A 16029-nucleotide genomic window follows, 5' to 3' on the forward strand; every position below is an offset into this window, starting at 1 on the left:
CCGGCAGGATCCCACCCCTCCAGAGCCCCCGGCCCGTAGACCGGCTCGATCGGCAGCCCCGACTCCGACTCGCGCGCCATGTGTTGTGCCTTCCCGATAGACCTGCTGCTCAGCGGTACCGACCCTCGCGACGGACTGTAGCGGCGGGCGTGCGGCCGGTGGAGGGCAGCACGCTGGGACCTTCCTCACAGCTTGCGCGCGCTCCCTCCCGTTCCTTCGTACACGCGTGCGCAACCGGACGTGCGTAGGAAGCATCCCTACGTACACACGACTCGTCCCGGGGGGCAACGATGAAGCGGACCACGTCCGTCATACGCAGAGCGGTGCTGGCGGCGGCAGCGGTGGCACTGGCCGCCGGCTGTACGGCCCAGGCGGCCGATCCGGCAGGCGGCGGCGCGAGCCCGTCGTCGACGGCGCCGAAGGCGTCGACGTCCGCCGCTCCCAGCGCGACGGCGTCCTCGACGGACGCCCCGACGGCCGCCCCGACCGACGCCCGGACCGTCACGCCCACCGTCACGCCGACCACGGACGACAAGCCTCCGTCCCCCTCCGCCTCGCCCAGCACCGGGGCGCCGACCCCCGAGGCCCTCATGAAGGACGGCGACGAGAGCGAGCAGGTCCGCGAGCTCCAGGCACGGCTCCGGCAGCTCGGCCACTTCGACCGGGCCCCCACCGGCTTCTACGGGACGATGACGGCGGCCTCGGTCACGGCGTTCCAGAAGAAGCAGGGGCTGCCGCGGACGGGCTCGGTCGACGCGACGACCTGGGAGCGGCTGCTCACGGCCAGCCGGAAGCCGACCGCCGACGAACTGAAGCCGTCGACGACGAACAAGCTGGACACCCCCGACGCGCGCTGCATGACCGGCCGGGTGCTGTGCATCAGCAAGGAGAGCCGGACCCTGGCCTGGATGATCGACGGCCGGGTCGTCTCGTCCATGGACGTCCGCTTCGGCTCGGAGAACACCCCGACCCGCGAGGGCACGTTCAGCGTGGGTTGGAAGGCCCGCAAGTGGACGTCGACGATCTACCACACGCCCATGCCGTACGCGATGTTCTTCAGCGGCGGCCAGGCGGTGCACTACTCGGCGGACTTCGCGGCCCGCGGCTACAACGGGGCCTCGCACGGCTGCGTCAACGTCCGGGACCGGGCGAAGCTCTCGGCCGTCTTCGACGAGGTGAAGGTCGGCGACAAGGTCGTCGTCCACTGGTAGTGACGGGGAGAAGAAGGGGCGCGGGTGGGACCGGGGGAACGTGCCCCACCCGCGCCGGGTGCGCGGAGCCGTAGGTACGGGGGGAACCCCGGCTCGTCGCGCGGCCGATGACCAGTCGGCTCACTCAGTACTGCGCCGACGGCCCGGAAAGTGTCACACCTGCTGCGGGAAACGTTCCGCTGAGGCTCTTGTCCGCCTCCTCGGAGCCGCGGTTCCGGCGCTCGGCGCCGTCGTCCGCGCTGCCGTTCGCGCCGTCGTTCGCGCTGTCCTGCTTGCCGTCGCGCTTCCCGTCGGACTTGTCGTCGTCCTTGCTGCCGTCCTTGCTGCCGTCGTCCGCCTTGCCGTCCTCCCGGGGATCGGCGGACGCGCCCGTGCCGCCGGAGCCGAGGATCCGGTCGCAGTACCGGCTGAGGGTCTCGCCGCCGCGCAGGGTCCCCGTCAGCTTCCGGTGGTCGGCGGCGCCGAGCCGGCCGGACCGGTAGTCCCGGCAGGCCTCGATCGCCTTCTCCCGCCCGCTCGCCCCGCCGTTGCCGGTGTCCCCGCCCGGGCGGGACGTCGTCCGGCCGGGTTCCGGGGTGTGCCGGGTGGCCGGCGGCGCGGAGAGCGAAGGGGACGCGGGCGAGGAGGGCGAGCCGGGGGACGTCGAGACCCCTGGCGAGGGCGACGAACCGGGCGAGCGGTCGACGCCGTCCGGCCCCACCGCGGGCGCCTCGGGGTCCTTCCGTACGCCGGGCGAGCCCGTCACGACGGGGTCCGGGCGCTCCACCGCCGTGACGGAGGACGCGGGCTCGGGGGTCATCAGCGGCAGCACGCCCGTACCGGCGGCGACGGCGACGCCGCCGACCGTGACGGCGGCGACCGCGGCGGCCAGCCCGTACCGCACGGAAAGCCCCCAGCGGCGGCGCGCGGCAGCGGTGGCGGGGGCGAGCCGCACATGGCCCAGTTCGGCGCGGTCGGCGGCACGGCCGGTGCCGACCGGGGTCGCGGTCCTGGCGAGGGCGGCGCGTTCGGCCGCGACCCTGCGGAAGGCGGCCAGCGCCGCCGCCTCGCCGGGCAGCTCGGCCTGTCCGGCCTGTCCGGCCTGGGCGATGGACGGCGTACGGGCCGAGTCGAGGGCGTCCGCGAGTCGTCTGGCCTCGGGGTGCGCGGGGTCGTCGAGGGCGTCGACCGGCTCGCCCCGGAGCAGCCGCTCCGCGGCCTCCTGGTCGAGCCACTGGTAGCGCTCGTCGGCCATCACATGTCCTTCTGCGTACGCGGACGTGAATGCGTCACACCGCCGGGGCCCGTGGTACCCGGTCCGCGCCCGCGTTGCGGAGGCACACCGTCCAGCGCGATGAGGTCTGCACCGGCCCCGTCCGCCCCGAGGAGTTCGGCGAGTCTCTTGAGCCCCCGGTGCGCGGCGGTCCGTACGGCGCCGGGGCGTTTCCCCAGGGTGTCGGCGGCGCTCTTGGCGTCCAGGCCGACGACGACGCGCAGGACGACGGCCTCGGCCTGGTCCTGCGGGAGTTGGGCGATCAGGTGCATGGTGCGGCCGGTGGCCAGGGCTTCCAGCGCCTCGTCCGCGGTGTCGGACTCGGCGGGCTTGTCGGTGAGTTCGGTGTCGTCGGCTCCCACGGCGGGCCGTCGGCCGCGCATCCGTATGTGGTCGAGCGCGCGGTTGCGGGCGATCCGGGCCGCCCAGCCGCGGAAGCGGTCCGCGTCTCCGCTGAAGCGGTCGAGGTCGCGGGCGATCTGGAGCCAGGACTCCGAGGCGACGTCCTCGGCGTCGCCCTCGCCGACCAGTGTGCGTATGTAGCCGACCAACCGAGGATGCACGGCGCGATACACAGTACGGAAGGCGTTCTCGTCCCCGTCCTGCGCAGCGAGCACCGCGGCCGTCAGCTCCGCGTCGTCCCCCAGCACTCCCCAAACCCTGTTCGTCGGTCGCGTCGTCGCGTCGTCGCGGCTGGTCACCACCGCCACGCTGCCTCGCGCATCTGCACGCTACGTCGTGCCCCCGCGTCGCGTCCACGCGGTCCGGGGTCTTTGTGCAACTTGCAACCTTCGAGACGGCGGCCGAGCTGCACGTGCGGGTGCACGTGCCGGTGTGACAGAAAACGCATCATCGGCGCTGTATGGAGTACGGAGCCGTGCTGCGGCTCCGTGGATGACGACCGGGGCCTCTCCTGTGGGGGGTGGCGGCCCCGGTCGTCTCCCTTTCCGCCCTCCCCCCGCCGTTCACGTCGCCCGTCCCGGGCTGGGCGCACTGCGCCCTCTTCACTGTCAACCGACAGTTGACACCCCATGAGTGTCAACCTAGGGTTGCCTCATGACGAATCCAGTCGTTCCGAAGGTCCCCGTCCGTCTCGACGAGCTCATCGAAGCGATCAAGAAGGTCCATCCCGACGCCCTGGAGCAGCTCTCCGGCGCGGTCATCGCGGCCGACCACCTCGGCGATGTAGCCGACCACCTCATCGGCCACTTCGTGGACCAGGCCCGGCGCTCCGGCGCCTCCTGGGCCGACATCGGCCGCAGCATGGGCGTCACCCGCCAGGCGGCCCAGAAGCGGTTCGTCCCCAAGGATCCGGACGCGGAGAAGATGGACCCGAACGCGGGGTTCAGCCGCTTCACCCCCCGGGCGCGGAACGTGGTCATGGCCTCCCAGAACGAGGCCACGGCCGCCGGGAACGACGAGATCCTCCCCGCCCACCTCGCGCTCGGCCTGCTCGCCGAGCCCGAGGGGCTCGCGGCGTACTGGATCCTCTCGAAGGGCGTGCCCCTCGACCAGGTCCGCGAGGCCGTCGCGGCGACCCTGCCGCCGGCCGTCGCCGAGGCGCCCGCGCTCGTCCCGTACGACGCGGCGGCGAAGAAGGTCCTGGAGCTGACGTTCCGCGAGGCCCTGCGCCTCGGCCACGACTACGTCGGCACCGAGCACATCCTGCTGGCGCTCCTGGAGCACGAGGACGGTACGGGCGTACTGACCGGCCTCGGCCTCGACAAGGCCACGGCGGAGCGGGAGATCGCCGAGACGATCGCCTCGGCGTCGATCCAGGAGCCGAAGCCGGAGGCCTGAGGTCTCAGGCGGTGCGGGCCCGGCGGGAGACGACCGCGCGGAGCACCCTGCCGCCCTCGACGGAGAGCTCACGGGCCCGGCGCAGTCCGGTCGGGCCGTGGGCGGCCGCTTCGAGGACGGCCTGCTGGCGGCGGAGCTCCCCGGCGAGCAGCGGGCCCGCGCCGTCCGCGTCCCCGGCCCGGCAGCGCTCGACGAGCCCGTCCGGGACGCCGGCGGCGTCGAACCGGCCGTGCAGGGCGAGGGCGGTGGCGGAGCAGGCGCCGGCCCAGGTGCGGAGGGCCTCGACGGTCCACGCGGGCGGGGCGGTCGCCAGCATGGCGCGTACGTCCTCGGCGGCCTCCGTGCGGGCCGTGTCCAACTCGACGAGGGCCTTGGCGGTGGCCTCGCCCCACGCCGCCCCGTCGCCGCGCGCGACGGCCGCCCACACGGGCCGCAGGGCGTCGCCCCCGTCGGCGGCGAGCAGCGGTAGACAGCGGTCGAGGCAGGCGAGACCGGCCGCGGCCAGTCCTCGCTCGTCGGCCCCGTCGATCAGTTCCAGCAGGCTCCGGCCCGTCCCTGACGTCATGGACGCCTCCTCGCCACCCGATGCGGACGCAGTACTTCCCCTACTGCGCCGAGGGGCGGTTTTTCGTCACTGCGCGGCCGGAATCATGCCAGTGCCGCACCGCGCTGCATAGGGCCGGGACAGCGCCCTACGGCGCCCCGTGGGTCTTCTCGTTGAACACCTCGACCGGGCACTTGGCCCGAGTGGCCCGCACACCGCCCTCGATGCGCCCGTCACTCGTCACCAACGGCACGTCGTACCCCTCGGCGAGCGCCACGTACACGGCGTCGTACGCGCTGAGGTTCGCGTACAGCTCGCGCACGCGCGGCAGCAGGAACAGGTGCTCCGACCTGCGCAGCGGCAGTTCCGCGAATGCCGCACAGGCGTCATCCAGCTGCCGGTCGGTCAGCTTGCCGCCACGATGCCTGCCCAGTAGCGCGGACGTCACCTCGACATCCACCAGATACGGGGCGAGTAGCCGCTCCCCCCTCACCCGTTCCCTCAGCGCCGCTCCGACCGGCCCTGCGTCGGCGAGCAGCAGCACGAGCGCGCCCGCGTCCACGACGATCACTCGCGCCGCCCCCGGTCGATCTCGTCAGCCACGTCCTCGGTGGAGAGCCGCGCCGTGGCCTGGTCCTGAATGCGGGCGATCACGCTCTCCAGCGACGGGCTCGCGGCTTCCTGCTCCAGCAGGGCCCTCGCGTACGCCTGAAGGGACTGCCTGTTGCGGGCGGCCCTTATCTTCAGCTCGGTCAGCGCTTCCTCGGACAGGTCTCGCACGTAGAGAGTGGCCATGCGACAACATTAGCCGCATTGCCAGCACTCTGCTAGCAATCCGGCTCAGCGCACCCTCTCCGCCAGCGCCCGGAACTGGTCCCAGGTCATCGTCGGTTTCGTCGGGTCCCAGACCTTCTGGGCCAGGGCCGTCAGCGGCAGGCGGATGCCCTCCGCCACCTGTGCCTGGGTCTGCGCGCCCGAGAGGTCGCACCAGACGGCGAAGCGGGCGCCGAGGATCTGGGGTCCGTACCGGGTCGGGACCGGCGTCGTGCCCCGGAGCACCAGCGGGGTCCACTGCTCGTAGATGCGGCGGCCGGTGGGGTACGTGAACTCGTTCGGCTCGCCGAGGACGTAGTAGAGGTACTCGTCGTTGAGGTTCACGACCTCGCGGCCCTCGGCCAGGTACTCGGTGGGCGGCCGGGCCCCGATCTCCTTGCCGGTCCAGTACTCGACCTCGATGCGCTTGTCGGCGTTGACGACACCGCCCCGGAAGAAACCGTCGTTCCAGGCCTTCGCCACCTTGCCCGTGTCGCGCACCACCGCCGCGCGGTCGTTCAGCCAGCCTTCCGCCAGGTCCTGGACGCGCGCCTGGGGGCCGTACTTCTGGCGGGCCGCCGTGGCCAGCTGCGGATAGGAGGCCTCGGGGGAGCGGACGGTCAGCGCCTGGTACTCGTCGGCTCCGACATGGAACCAGCCGCCGGGGAAGAGGGCGGCGTACTCGCGCAGCAGTTCGTCCACGAGCCGCGCCGAGGCGGGCTTGGAGATGTCGATCGCACCCTGGCGCGGGACCCCCTGGACATTGAGCAATCGCAGGTCGGGGTGGGCGCGCAGGACGGCACCGAGGTGTCCGGGCGAGTCGATCTCGGGCACGACGGTGATGTGCAGGGTCTGCGCGAGGGCGAGGATCCGGCGCACCTCGGCCTTGGTGAGGTGCTGGGCCGAGACGATCTCGGGGTGGGTGTCCGAGGCGATCCGGAAGCCCTGGTCGTCGGAGAAGTGCAGACCGAACTGGTTGAGCTTGAGGTCGGCCATCTCCCGGAGCCGGGCCTCGATCCACTCCGCGGTGAAGAACTTGCGGGCGATGTCGAGGTTCAGTCCGCGCTGGGGCTTCGCGGGGGCGTCGGTGACGGTGCCCTCGGGCATCGCGCCGGTGGCCTTGACCGACTGCTTGAGCGTCCGGGTGCCGTAGAAGACCCCGGCCTCGTCGGGCCCGCTGATCCGCACCCGGCCGTCGCGGACGACGAGGGTGTACGACTCGGCGGCACCCGTCCCGCCCAGGGCCAGCTCCACGTCGCCGGGCCCGGCCGCGACGGCGCCGCGGTACGGGACGCCGAGCTCCCCGGCGAGCAGCTTCCCCTCGTCGGCGAGGCCCGCGCTGTTCGCGCCGAGGACGATCCCGGCCGTGGGCGCGGGCTTCCAGCCGGGGCCGCGGGCGGCCTCGTGGTCGCGGACGGCGGGGATGGTGCGGGGCGCGGTGGAAAGGGGGTACGTCCGGGTCGGCGTCGGGGTCGGCGTCGGGGAGGGCGGCGCGCTGGTGGGCGCGGCGCTCGTGGTCGTACCGCCGGAGGGCGAGGCAGGGGACGGCGCCCCGGACGGAGAGCCGTTCGAACAGGCCACCACGGTGGCCAGTGCCACCGCGGTCGCCATCAGTGCGGGGCCCCGGCGGGGCACCCGTATGGAGTACCGCATCATTCGGAATCCTCCCGTACGGAGGGCCGTCCGGCCAATCGGGGGAACGGAACCGGATCGTCCATCACATGTTCCGAAACTCTCCCTTCCGGGTGAAATTCGCGCATCCGTCGGACACTTCCCTCGTCTCGTCGATAACGTTGAGTCACGCCCACCCCACCCGTCCCGGAGTACCGGAGCCCACGCTGACCAGCGACACCCACGCCCCCTGCCGGAAGCCGGGCTCCACGGACACGCCTGCCATACCCGCCCAGAACAAGGGCCCCGCCACTCCGCCGCCTTCCCACCCCGCGGCTCACGGGCTCACGCGCTTCAACGCCGCCTCGGCCGCCGAGGCCGAGTCCCTGCTCCTCTCCTGCTGCCACAGCCCCCGCTGGGCCGAACGGGTGACCGCGCACCGCCCGTACCCGACGATCGACGCGTTGCTCGCCGCCGCCGACGAGGCCGGCTACGACCTGCCGCGCGCCGATCTCGACGAGGCACTGGCCGCCGAGTCCTCCGCCCCGCCGCACCCCGACGCCCCGCCGGCGGCGCGGACCGCGCTGCGGGCCGCCCACGCCGCGTACGAGAGCAGCTTCGGACACGCGTTCGTGATCAGCCTCGAAGGAGTGCGGCCCGGAGAGCGTCTCGACCAGGTATTGGCAGGCATTCGGTCACGTCTCGGCAACGAACCAGAGGAAGAGCGCGTGATCGCCGCCGACGAACTGAGGCGGCTCGCCCGCGCCCGGCTCGCCTTCCGCTTGTCCGAGGGCCTCACGCTCCGACACTCCGAAGCGTGATTCCGACCGGAACAGGGCGATTTCGGCTTGTGGGATAGCCCGTCCGTGCCTGTTTGATCACACCGGTGGACCCCGCGCGAGCGAACCGACAAGTCGTCGCTACGATGACCGGGGCCGGTGGACCGTACCCGGCCGGGTCAGACCGACAGAGAAGCCGGCCGACCCTGATCCCCGCTCCCGGAGGGTTTTTCCGTGCCGGCTGGAACGCTGTACCGCGGCCGGGAAGGAATGTGGAGCTGGGTGGCTCATCGAGTCACCGGCGTCCTCATCTTCTTCTTCCTGTTCGTACACGTGCTGGACACCGCTCTCGTCCGCGTCTCCCCCGAGGCGTACGACGAGGTCGTCGCGACCTACAAGACGCCGATCGTCGCTCTTCTGGAGTACGGCCTCGTCGCCGCCATCCTCTTCCACGCGCTGAACGGTCTCCGTGTCATCGCCGTGGACTTCTGGTCCAAGGGCCCGCGCTACCAGAAGCAGATGCTCTGGACCGTCGTGGGCATCTGGGTCGTGCTGATGGCGGGCTCGCTGTACCCCGTCCTCGGCCACGCCGCACGTGAACTGTTCGGGAGCTGACGCCAGATATGTCTGCTGACACCACCTCCTCCGCCGCCATCGGCCCCGTCGAGGGCGCCGTGTACGACGTGGACAACCCCGCGCCGTACATCGAGGCCCCGCGCAAGCGCACCGGCAAGACGCCCAAGGCGACCCGCGGCAACTTCGAGATGGCCGCGTGGCTCTTCATGCGCCTCTCGGGCATCGTCCTGGTCGTCCTGGTCCTCGGCCACCTGCTGATCCAGCTCTTCCTCGACGGCGGCGTCTCCAAGATCGGCTTCGCCTTCGTGGCCGGCCGCTGGGCGTCCCCGTTCTGGCAGGTCTGGGACCTGCTGATGCTCTGGCTCGCCATGCTGCACGGCGCCAACGGCCTCCGTACGGTCATCAACGACTACGCGGAGCGGGCCAACACGCGCCTGTGGCTCAAGGGCCTGCTGTACACCGCCACGGTGTTCACCATCCTTCTGGGCACGCTGGTGATCTTCACCTTCGACCCGAACATCCGCTAGGCACGGGGCTGAGGTAATCCACGTCATGAAGATCCACAAGTACGACACCGTCATCGTCGGCGCCGGCGGCGCCGGCATGCGCGCCGCCATCGAGTCGACGAAGCGCAGCCGCACCGCCGTGCTGACGAAGCTCTACCCCACCCGCTCCCACACGGGCGCGGCGCAGGGCGGCATGGCCGCCGCGCTCGCCAACGTGGAGGAGGACAACTGGGAGTGGCACACCTTCGACACGGTCAAGGGCGGTGACTACCTGGTCGACCAGGACGCCGCCGAGATCCTGGCGAAGGAGGCCATCGACGCCGTCCTCGACCTGGAGAAGATGGGCCTGCCGTTCAACCGGACGCCGAACGGCACCATCGACCAGCGCCGCTTCGGCGGCCACTCCCGCAACCACGGCGAGGCCCCGGTCCGCCGGTCCTGCTACGCCGCGGACCGCACCGGCCACATGATCCTCCAGACGCTGTACCAGAACTGCGTCAAGGAGGGCGTGGAGTTCTTCAACGAGTTCTACGTCCTGGACCAGCTGATCACCGAGATCGACGGTGTGAAGCACTCCGCGGGCGTCGTCGCCTACGAGCTGGCCACCGGCGAGATCCACATCTTCCAGGCCAAGGCCGTGATCTACGCGTCCGGCGGCACCGGCAAGTTCTTCAAGGTGACCTCCAACGCCCACACCCTGACCGGTGACGGCCAGGCCGCGTGCTACCGCCGCGGTCTGCCCCTGGAGGACATGGAGTTCTTCCAGTTCCACCCGACGGGCATCTGGCGCATGGGCATCCTGCTGACGGAGGGCGCCCGCGGTGAGGGCGGCATCCTCCGCAACAAGGACGGCGAGCGCTTCATGGAGAAGTACGCGCCGGTCATGAAGGACCTCGCGTCCCGTGACGTCGTCTCCCGCTCCATCTACACGGAGATCCGCGAGGGCCGCGGCTGCGGCCCCGAGGGCGACCACGTCTACCTGGACCTGACGCACCTTCCGCCGGAGCAGCTCGACGCCAAGCTCCCGGACATCACCGAGTTCGCCCGTACGTACCTCGGCATCGAGCCGTACACGGACCCGATCCCGATCCAGCCCACCGCGCACTACGCCATGGGCGGCATCCCGACCAACGTCGAGGGTGAGGTCCTGTCGGACAACACCACGGTCGTCCCGGGTCTGTACGCGGCCGGCGAGGTCGCCTGCGTGTCGGTGCACGGCGCCAACCGCCTCGGCACCAACTCGCTGCTCGACATCAACGTCTTCGGCAAGCGCTCCGGCATCGCCGCGGCCGAGTACTCCGTCAAGCACGACTACGTCGAGCTGCCGGAGAACCCGGAGTCCCTCGTCGTCGCGACGATCGAGAAGCTGCGCAACTCCACGGGTAACGAGCGTGTGGCGGACATCCGCCGCGAGCTCCAGGAGACCATGGACGCCAACGTCATGGTGTTCCGCACCGAGCAGACGATCAAGACGGCCGTCGAGAAGATCGCCGAGCTGCGCGAGCGCTACGAGAACGTGTCCATCCAGGACAAGGGCAAGCGCTTCAACACCGACCTCCTGGAGGCCATCGAGCTGGGCAACCTGCTCGAACTGGCCGAGGTCATGGCCGTCTCGGCCCTGGCGCGCAAGGAGTCCCGCGGCGGTCACTACCGCGAGGACTACCCGAACCGCGACGACGTCAACTTCATGCGCCACACCATGGCGTACCGCGAGGTCGGCGAGGACGGCTCCGAGACCGTCCGTCTCGACTACAAGCCGGTCGTCCAGACCCGCTACCAGCCGATGGAGCGTAAGTACTGATGGCTACCCCCGTACTGGACAAGGTGGAGAAGGACTCCGCGGCCTCCCCGTACATCACGGTCACGATGCGGATCCGCCGCTTCAACCCCGAGATCTCGGACGCCTCGGTCTGGGAAGACTTCCCGATCGAGATCGACCCGAAGGAGCGCGTCCTCGACGCCCTCCACAAGATCAAGTGGGACGTCGACGGCACGCTGACCTTCCGCCGGTCGTGCGCGCACGGCATCTGCGGCTCGGACGCGATGCGGATCAACGGCAAGAACAGGCTCGCCTGCAAGACGCTGATCAAGGACATCAACCCCGAGAAGCCGATCACGGTCGAGGCCATCAAGGGCCTGACGGTGCTGAAGGACCTTGTCGTCGACATGGAGCCCTTCTTCCAGGCGTACCGGGACGTCATGCCGTTCCTGGTCACCAAGGGCAACGAGCCGACGCGCGAGCGTCTGCAGACCGCCGAGGACCGCGAGCGCTTCGACGACACCACCAAGTGCATCCTGTGCGCCGCGTGCACGTCGTCCTGCCCGGTCTTCTGGAACGACGGCCAGTACTTCGGTCCGGCCGCGATCGTCAACGCGCACCGCTTCATCTTCGACTCGCGTGACGAGGCGGGCGAGCAGCGCCTGGAGATCCTGAACGACAAGGACGGCGTGTGGCGTTGCCGCACGACCTTCAACTGCACCGACGCGTGCCCGCGTGGCATCGAGGTCACGAAGGCCATCCAGGAAGTCAAGCGCGCGCTGATCACGCGTCGCTTCTGACGTCTGGTTCGGCTGCAAACGCCCGCTTCTGTACGCTGCGCGTGCAGGAGCGGGCTTTTGCCTTTGCGGAGTTGCGTCGTGGAAAGCGGGGACTGATGAGCGAGCCGAACCCCTACGCGGACGGGGAGTACACGTGGGGGCCTGGCCAGGGGGCCGGGACTCCGGGGTACGGGTACCCGCAGGACGCGACGCCGTGGGCGGGACCGGGGCCGTACCAGGCGCCCGCCTACCAGGCGACGCTGCCGGGCGGCGTGCCCGTGCCGCCGCCGTACCCGACGGGCGGGGCGCCGTCGTTCGCCATCGGGGACATCACTGTGGTCGGTGACCAGATCCTCACCCCGGCCGGCCCCATGCCGCTGAGGGGCGCGGTGTGGAACGTGATGGACCTGTCGCGTAACGAGGAGAAGATCTCGACGGTCGGCATCGTGCTGGCCTGTCTCTTCGTCGCGGCCTGCGGCCTGGGGCTGCTGTTCCTGCTGATCAAGGAGAAGGCGACGACGGGCTTCGTCCAGATCACCGTGAACAGCGGGGGCAGGCACCACTCCACGATGATCCCGGCGATGCACCCCGACACCATCCACTGGGCGATGGCGCAGATCAACTACGCGCGCTCGCTGAGCATCTGATCCGGCCGCAGGGCGGTCGGCCCCCGGGGCGCGGGGCAGTCCCCGTGGCGCGGTCGGTCCCCGGGGCGTGGTCAGTCCCAGTGGCGGACGTGCTCCGCGCTCTCCGCCTCGATCATGATGCGGCGCAGCAGGTCGTTGAGCTGGTTCCGCTCCTCGGCGGAGAGGACGCCGAGGAGGCGGTACTCCTCGTGCCCGAGGACGTCCATGGCGCCGAGCCAGGTCTGACGGCCGGCGTCGGTGAGCTCGACGACGACCCGGCGCCGGTCGGTCGTGGACTGCGTACGGCGGACGAATCCGCGCTTCTCCAGGGCTTCGAGGCGGCCGGAGACGGAGGCGGGGGCGAGGTCGAGGTCCTGGGCCAGCTCGGAGGGGGCGGCGCTGCCGCCGCGGCCCGCGAGCTTGTGGAGGGTGTCGAACTCGTATCGCTCCAGGTCGAAGTCGGCGAGTGACTGCTCCCTGACCCGGCGGAAGTGGACGGAGAGCTTCTTCATCCGGGTGACGGCGCCCTCGACGACGGGGTCGAGGCCGGGCAGGACGGGCTGCCAGCGGGCGACGTGGTCGTCGGTCCAGTCGCGGGGTTCGCCGGGTTCGCCGGGGGCACGCGGTTCCTCGGGGAGCGCCATGCAGTGATCGTACGTCGGCGGACGGATCGCCTCCCGGGGAAAGTATTTCGTTGACGAATTATTCGATACCGAAATACTCTGCGGTCCATGCCCGCCGCTCCCGTGCGCGCCGCCGCGCCCGCCGCCGTCCCCCACCCGCTGCGCACCCGCTCCTTCCGTCTTCTCTTCGCCGGTCGCACCCTCTCCCTTCTGGGGGACGCGGCGATCCCCGCCGCCCTCGCCCTCGCCGTCCTGGAGGCCACCGGATCCACGTCGGCGCTCGCCCTCGTCCTCGGCTGCGCCATGGTCCCCCGGCTGCTCCTGCTGCCCCTGGGCGGCGTCGTCGGCGACCGCTTCGACGCCCGTACGGTCGCCCTCGTCACCGACCTCGTGCGCTGCGCCACACAGCTCCTGGTCGGCCTCCAGCTGCTCGGCGGCGCCCCGAGCCTCGCCGTCCTCGCCGTCGCCGAGGCGCTCGGCGGCGCCGCCGGGGCCTTCGCGATGCCGACCGGCTCACCGCTCGTGAAGGGAACCGTCGCGCCGGAGGCGCTGCACCGCGCCAACGCGGCGATGAGCGTCGCCCGGAGCGCCAGCCGCCTCGGCGGACCGGCGCTCGCGGGCACCCTCGTCCTGACGGTGGGGCCCGGCTGGGCGTTCGTCCTGGACGCGGCCACCTTCGCCGTCAGCGCCCTGCTCCTGACGGCCGTACGGGTGGAAAGGGTGCCCATCCCGCGCCGCTCGCTCCGCGCCGACCTGGCGGAGGGCTGGCAGGAGGTCCGCTCCCGGGACTGGTACTGGACCAGCCTGATCGGCCACAGCGCCTGGAACGGCGCCGCGGCCGTCCTGATGACCCTCGGGCCTGCCGTCGCCGTGCAGCGGCTCGGCGGCGGCACCACCTGGGTCGTCCTGCTCCAGGTCGGCGCCGTCGGCTTCCTCCTCGGGGCACTGCTCGCCGACCGGGCCCGCCCCAAGCGCCCGGTCCTGACGGCGAACCTCGGGCTCGCCACGTACGCCCTGCCGCTGATCCTGCTCGCCGTGGCCGCGCCCGCGCCGCTGACGATCGCGGCCTACGGGCTCGCGCAGGCGGGCCTCGGCTTCCTCTCCCCCGTCTGGGACACCGCCGTCCAGCGCGCGATACCCGACCACGCGCTCGCCCGGGTCACCTCGTACGACTGGCTGCTCTCGCTGGCCGCGATGCCGCTGGGCTACGCCCTGGCCCCGCTCGCCGCCGCCGCCTGGGGGCCGGAGGTGCCGCTGCTCGCCGCCGCGGTGGTGGTGGGCGGCTGCTGCCTCGGCACGGCGCTCGTCCCGGGGGTTCGGCGCTTCCGCTGAGGCTCAGACCCCCGCCAGGAAGGCGGTGAGCAGCCGGGCGGTCTCGTCCGGGCGCTCCAGGGCCGGGAGGTGTCCGGCCCAGTCGAGGTCGAGCCGGCGGGCGGCGGGCAGGAGGCCGGTCAGGTCGTCGGCGACGGCCCGGAAGTCGGGCACGTCGTGGGCGCCGCTGACGACGAGGGCGGGGACCCCGATCCGGGCGAGCTCGTCCCGGGTGACCTCGGGGTCGACCGGGCCGAACTCCTCGGGGGCGGCGAGCTGCACGTCGAAGGCGCGCCGCTGCATCTCCCGTACGAGGGCGCGGGCGGTCTCGTCGGCCTCGGGGCCGAGCCAGGTGTCGACGTTGAGCTCGACGGCGGCGTCGAGGTCGCCGGCTTCCAGGAGCGCGTCCTCGCGGCCGCCCCATGCGCGCAGCTCCTCGCTCGGCTCCATGCAGGGGCTGCCGGAGCCGAGCAGGGCGAGCGCGGTGACGCGGCCGGGGTGACGGGCGGCGAACTCCAGGGCGACGACGCCGCCGAAGGAGGCGCCGACGAGGGCGGCGCGGTCGGCGCCGAGGTGGTCGAGGAGGTCGCGGACGTCCTCCGCGTGGGTGTGCGGGGCATCGACGGGGGTGTCGCCGAAGCCGCGGAGGTCGCAGCGGACGACACGGTGGCCCGCGTCGGCGAGCGCATGGAACTGTCCGTCCCACATCCGGCGGTCGCAGACCCCGGAGTGCAGCAGGACGACGGTCGAGGGGCCTGGGCCGGCCAGGTCATGAGAGAGCGTCACCCGCCGACCCTAGAGGGGGCGAAGCCGGGTGGCCACTGATTTGAACATGCGACTTGAACACGTTCAAGAGGAGGTCTACAGTCATGCCCAACAGCTTTTGAACGCGTTCAAGGGAGGGTGGGGCATGGACCTCACTGTCATCGCGTACGTCGTCTACCTGCTGATCAGCGTGGCGCTGACCGTCTGGGTCGCCCGCACGCTCAGCCGTAACGGAAGGATCTTCCTCGCCGACGTCCTGCACGGGAACGAGAAGCTCGCGGAGGCCGTCAACCACCTCCTCGTGGTCGGCTTCTACCTCGTCAACTTCGGCTTCGTCGCCCTCTACCTGAGCCAGGACGAGGCCGTCCTCGACGCCCGCTCGCTCTTCGAGGCCCTCTCCGTCAAGCTCGGGGTCGTCCTGCTCGTCCTCGGCGTGATGCACCTGGGCAACGTGTACGTACTCAACAAGATCCGCCGCCGGGGCGTGATGGAGCGCGAGCAGGTCCCGCCGGTCGGGCCGCAGGGCTGGACCGCGGGCCCCAAGGGCGGCCCCTGGGCCCCGCCCGCACCGCAGGGCTGAACCGTGCCGACCCCCGTCGGACGCCTGACCGTGCTGTACGACGCCGACTGCCCGCTCTGCGTCCACCTGAGGCACTGGCTGCTGCGCCAGCGGCAGCTCGTGCCGCTGGACCTGGTTCCGGCCGGCTCCCAGGAGGCCCGGCGCCGCTTCCCGGAACTCGACCACTCCGCCACCCTGCGGGAGATCACGGTGGTCGGGGACCGGGGGCAGGTCTACCGGGAGACGAACGCCTGGATCGTCTGTCTCTGGGCGCTCGCCGACCACCGGGCCAAGGCCCACTGGCTGGCCACCCCCGCCGGGCAGCCCTTCGCGCGGGTGACCGTCCTGGCCGCCGCGAAGTGGCGCGAAGCCCTCAAGGGGCCCGCCTGCGAGGCCGAGGACGGGCGCTGCGAGGCACCCGGCCGACCCGACTAGGCTCGGGGCCGTGAAGGACGTGAAGGAAGAGAAGAAGGCCGAAGTCGAAAAGGCCCAGGTCGAAAAGGCCCAGGCCGATA

Annotated in this window: 19 protein-coding genes; 11 read left to right on the forward strand and 8 right to left on the reverse strand. The window is 71.7% G+C overall.

What is annotated here, in order from left to right:
- Positions 1 to 290 precede the first annotated feature (290 nt).
- The gene (locus tag ACFWWU_RS23690; RefSeq protein WP_384147823.1) at positions 291 to 1211 is read left to right on the forward strand and encodes a peptidoglycan-binding protein; all 921 of its coding nucleotides are present in this window, start codon (positions 291 to 293) and stop codon (positions 1209 to 1211) included.
- A gap of 124 nt (positions 1212 to 1335) precedes the next feature.
- On the opposite strand, the gene ACFWWU_RS23695 is transcribed toward ACFWWU_RS23690, so the two are convergent.
- Together ACFWWU_RS23695 and ACFWWU_RS23700 are read right to left on the reverse strand one after the other, a co-directional pair.
- Complete coding sequence (locus ACFWWU_RS23695; RefSeq protein WP_384147824.1) at positions 1336 to 2445, reverse strand: hypothetical protein; 1110 nt, start codon at positions 2443 to 2445, stop codon at positions 1336 to 1338.
- On the reverse strand, positions 2445 to 3113 hold the full coding sequence (locus ACFWWU_RS23700; protein ID WP_384147825.1) for an RNA polymerase sigma factor: 669 nt from the start codon (positions 3111 to 3113) through the stop codon (positions 2445 to 2447). Before ACFWWU_RS23700 ends, ACFWWU_RS23695 begins: the two co-directional genes overlap by 1 nt.
- A 406-nt stretch (positions 3114 to 3519) precedes the next feature.
- On the opposite strand from ACFWWU_RS23700, the gene ACFWWU_RS23705 reads away from it, so the two are divergent.
- Positions 3520 to 4263, forward strand: coding sequence for a Clp protease N-terminal domain-containing protein (locus ACFWWU_RS23705; RefSeq protein ID WP_384147826.1), 744 nt, complete (start codon positions 3520 to 3522; stop codon positions 4261 to 4263).
- 4 nt (positions 4264 to 4267) lie between these two features.
- Here ACFWWU_RS23705 and ACFWWU_RS23710 read toward each other — a convergent pair whose 3' ends face one another.
- The 4 genes from ACFWWU_RS23710 to ACFWWU_RS23725 form a co-directional block, all read right to left on the reverse strand.
- Entirely contained in the window at positions 4268 to 4828 is a 561-nt protein-coding gene (locus ACFWWU_RS23710) for a hypothetical protein (RefSeq protein WP_384147827.1), read from the reverse strand.
- A 127-nt stretch (positions 4829 to 4955) separates the two neighbouring features.
- Positions 4956 to 5378 carry a type II toxin-antitoxin system VapC family toxin gene (locus ACFWWU_RS23715; protein WP_384147828.1) on the reverse strand — a complete coding sequence of 141 codons (423 nt, stop codon included), beginning with the start codon at positions 5376 to 5378 and terminating at the stop codon, positions 4956 to 4958.
- Positions 5375 to 5602, reverse strand: coding sequence for an antitoxin (locus ACFWWU_RS23720; RefSeq protein WP_384147829.1), 228 nt, complete (start codon positions 5600 to 5602; stop codon positions 5375 to 5377). The genes ACFWWU_RS23715 and ACFWWU_RS23720 overlap by 4 nt, the downstream gene beginning before the upstream one ends.
- Before the next feature lie 45 nt (positions 5603 to 5647).
- Positions 5648 to 7276, reverse strand: a complete 1629-nt coding sequence (locus ACFWWU_RS23725) for a glycoside hydrolase family 20 protein (RefSeq protein ID WP_384147830.1) — start codon at positions 7274 to 7276, stop codon at positions 5648 to 5650.
- A gap of 137 nt (positions 7277 to 7413) precedes the next feature.
- Between ACFWWU_RS23725 and ACFWWU_RS23730 the strand changes: the two genes are divergently transcribed.
- The 6 genes from ACFWWU_RS23730 (at position 7414) to ACFWWU_RS23755 (ending at position 12277) form a co-directional block, all read left to right on the forward strand.
- Positions 7414 to 8052 (forward strand): 2-oxo-4-hydroxy-4-carboxy-5-ureidoimidazoline decarboxylase, encoded by a 639-nt coding sequence (locus ACFWWU_RS23730; RefSeq protein WP_384147831.1) that lies wholly within the window; start codon positions 7414 to 7416, stop codon positions 8050 to 8052.
- A 192-nt stretch (positions 8053 to 8244) separates the two neighbouring features.
- The gene (gene sdhC, locus ACFWWU_RS23735; protein WP_015035721.1) at positions 8245 to 8625 is read left to right on the forward strand and encodes a succinate dehydrogenase, cytochrome b556 subunit; all 381 of its coding nucleotides are present in this window, start codon (positions 8245 to 8247) and stop codon (positions 8623 to 8625) included.
- A gap of 8 nt (positions 8626 to 8633) precedes the next feature.
- Complete coding sequence (locus tag ACFWWU_RS23740) at positions 8634 to 9113, forward strand: succinate dehydrogenase hydrophobic membrane anchor subunit (protein WP_384147832.1); 480 nt, start codon at positions 8634 to 8636, stop codon at positions 9111 to 9113.
- A 25-nt stretch (positions 9114 to 9138) separates the two neighbouring features.
- Positions 9139 to 10893: a succinate dehydrogenase flavoprotein subunit gene (sdhA, locus tag ACFWWU_RS23745; RefSeq protein WP_384147833.1), complete on the forward strand. Its 1755-nt coding sequence runs from the start codon at positions 9139 to 9141 to the stop codon at positions 10891 to 10893.
- Entirely contained in the window at positions 10893 to 11651 is a 759-nt protein-coding gene (locus ACFWWU_RS23750; protein WP_384147834.1) for a succinate dehydrogenase iron-sulfur subunit, read from the forward strand. The genes sdhA and ACFWWU_RS23750 overlap by 1 nt, the downstream gene beginning before the upstream one ends.
- Before the next feature lie 95 nt (positions 11652 to 11746).
- Positions 11747 to 12277: a hypothetical protein gene (locus ACFWWU_RS23755; RefSeq protein ID WP_384147835.1), complete on the forward strand. Its 531-nt coding sequence runs from the start codon at positions 11747 to 11749 to the stop codon at positions 12275 to 12277.
- A 71-nt stretch (positions 12278 to 12348) separates the two neighbouring features.
- Here the strand turns inward: ACFWWU_RS23755 and ACFWWU_RS23760 are convergent, their stop codons facing one another.
- Positions 12349 to 12900 (reverse strand): MarR family winged helix-turn-helix transcriptional regulator, encoded by a 552-nt coding sequence (locus ACFWWU_RS23760; protein WP_384147836.1) that lies wholly within the window; start codon positions 12898 to 12900, stop codon positions 12349 to 12351.
- Between the two features lie 87 nt (positions 12901 to 12987).
- Between ACFWWU_RS23760 and ACFWWU_RS23765 the strand changes: the two genes are divergently transcribed.
- Complete coding sequence (locus ACFWWU_RS23765; protein ID WP_384147837.1) at positions 12988 to 14211, forward strand: MFS transporter; 1224 nt, start codon at positions 12988 to 12990, stop codon at positions 14209 to 14211.
- Between the two features lie 3 nt (positions 14212 to 14214).
- Here ACFWWU_RS23765 and ACFWWU_RS23770 read toward each other — a convergent pair whose 3' ends face one another.
- Positions 14215 to 14976 carry an alpha/beta fold hydrolase gene (locus ACFWWU_RS23770; protein ID WP_384147838.1) on the reverse strand — a complete coding sequence of 254 codons (762 nt, stop codon included), beginning with the start codon at positions 14974 to 14976 and terminating at the stop codon, positions 14215 to 14217.
- 124 nt (positions 14977 to 15100) lie between these two features.
- Between ACFWWU_RS23770 and ACFWWU_RS23775 the strand changes: the two genes are divergently transcribed.
- Positions 15101 to 15535 carry a hypothetical protein gene (locus ACFWWU_RS23775; RefSeq protein ID WP_384147839.1) on the forward strand — a complete coding sequence of 145 codons (435 nt, stop codon included), beginning with the start codon at positions 15101 to 15103 and terminating at the stop codon, positions 15533 to 15535.
- 3 nt (positions 15536 to 15538) lie between these two features.
- Positions 15539 to 15949, forward strand: coding sequence for a thiol-disulfide oxidoreductase DCC family protein (locus ACFWWU_RS23780; protein ID WP_384147840.1), 411 nt, complete (start codon positions 15539 to 15541; stop codon positions 15947 to 15949).
- The last annotated feature ends 80 nt before the right edge of the window (positions 15950 to 16029 follow it).

This window comes from Streptomyces sp. NPDC058650 (genome assembly GCF_042717315.1).
Classification (GTDB): Bacteria; Actinomycetota; Actinomycetes; order Streptomycetales; family Streptomycetaceae; genus Streptomyces.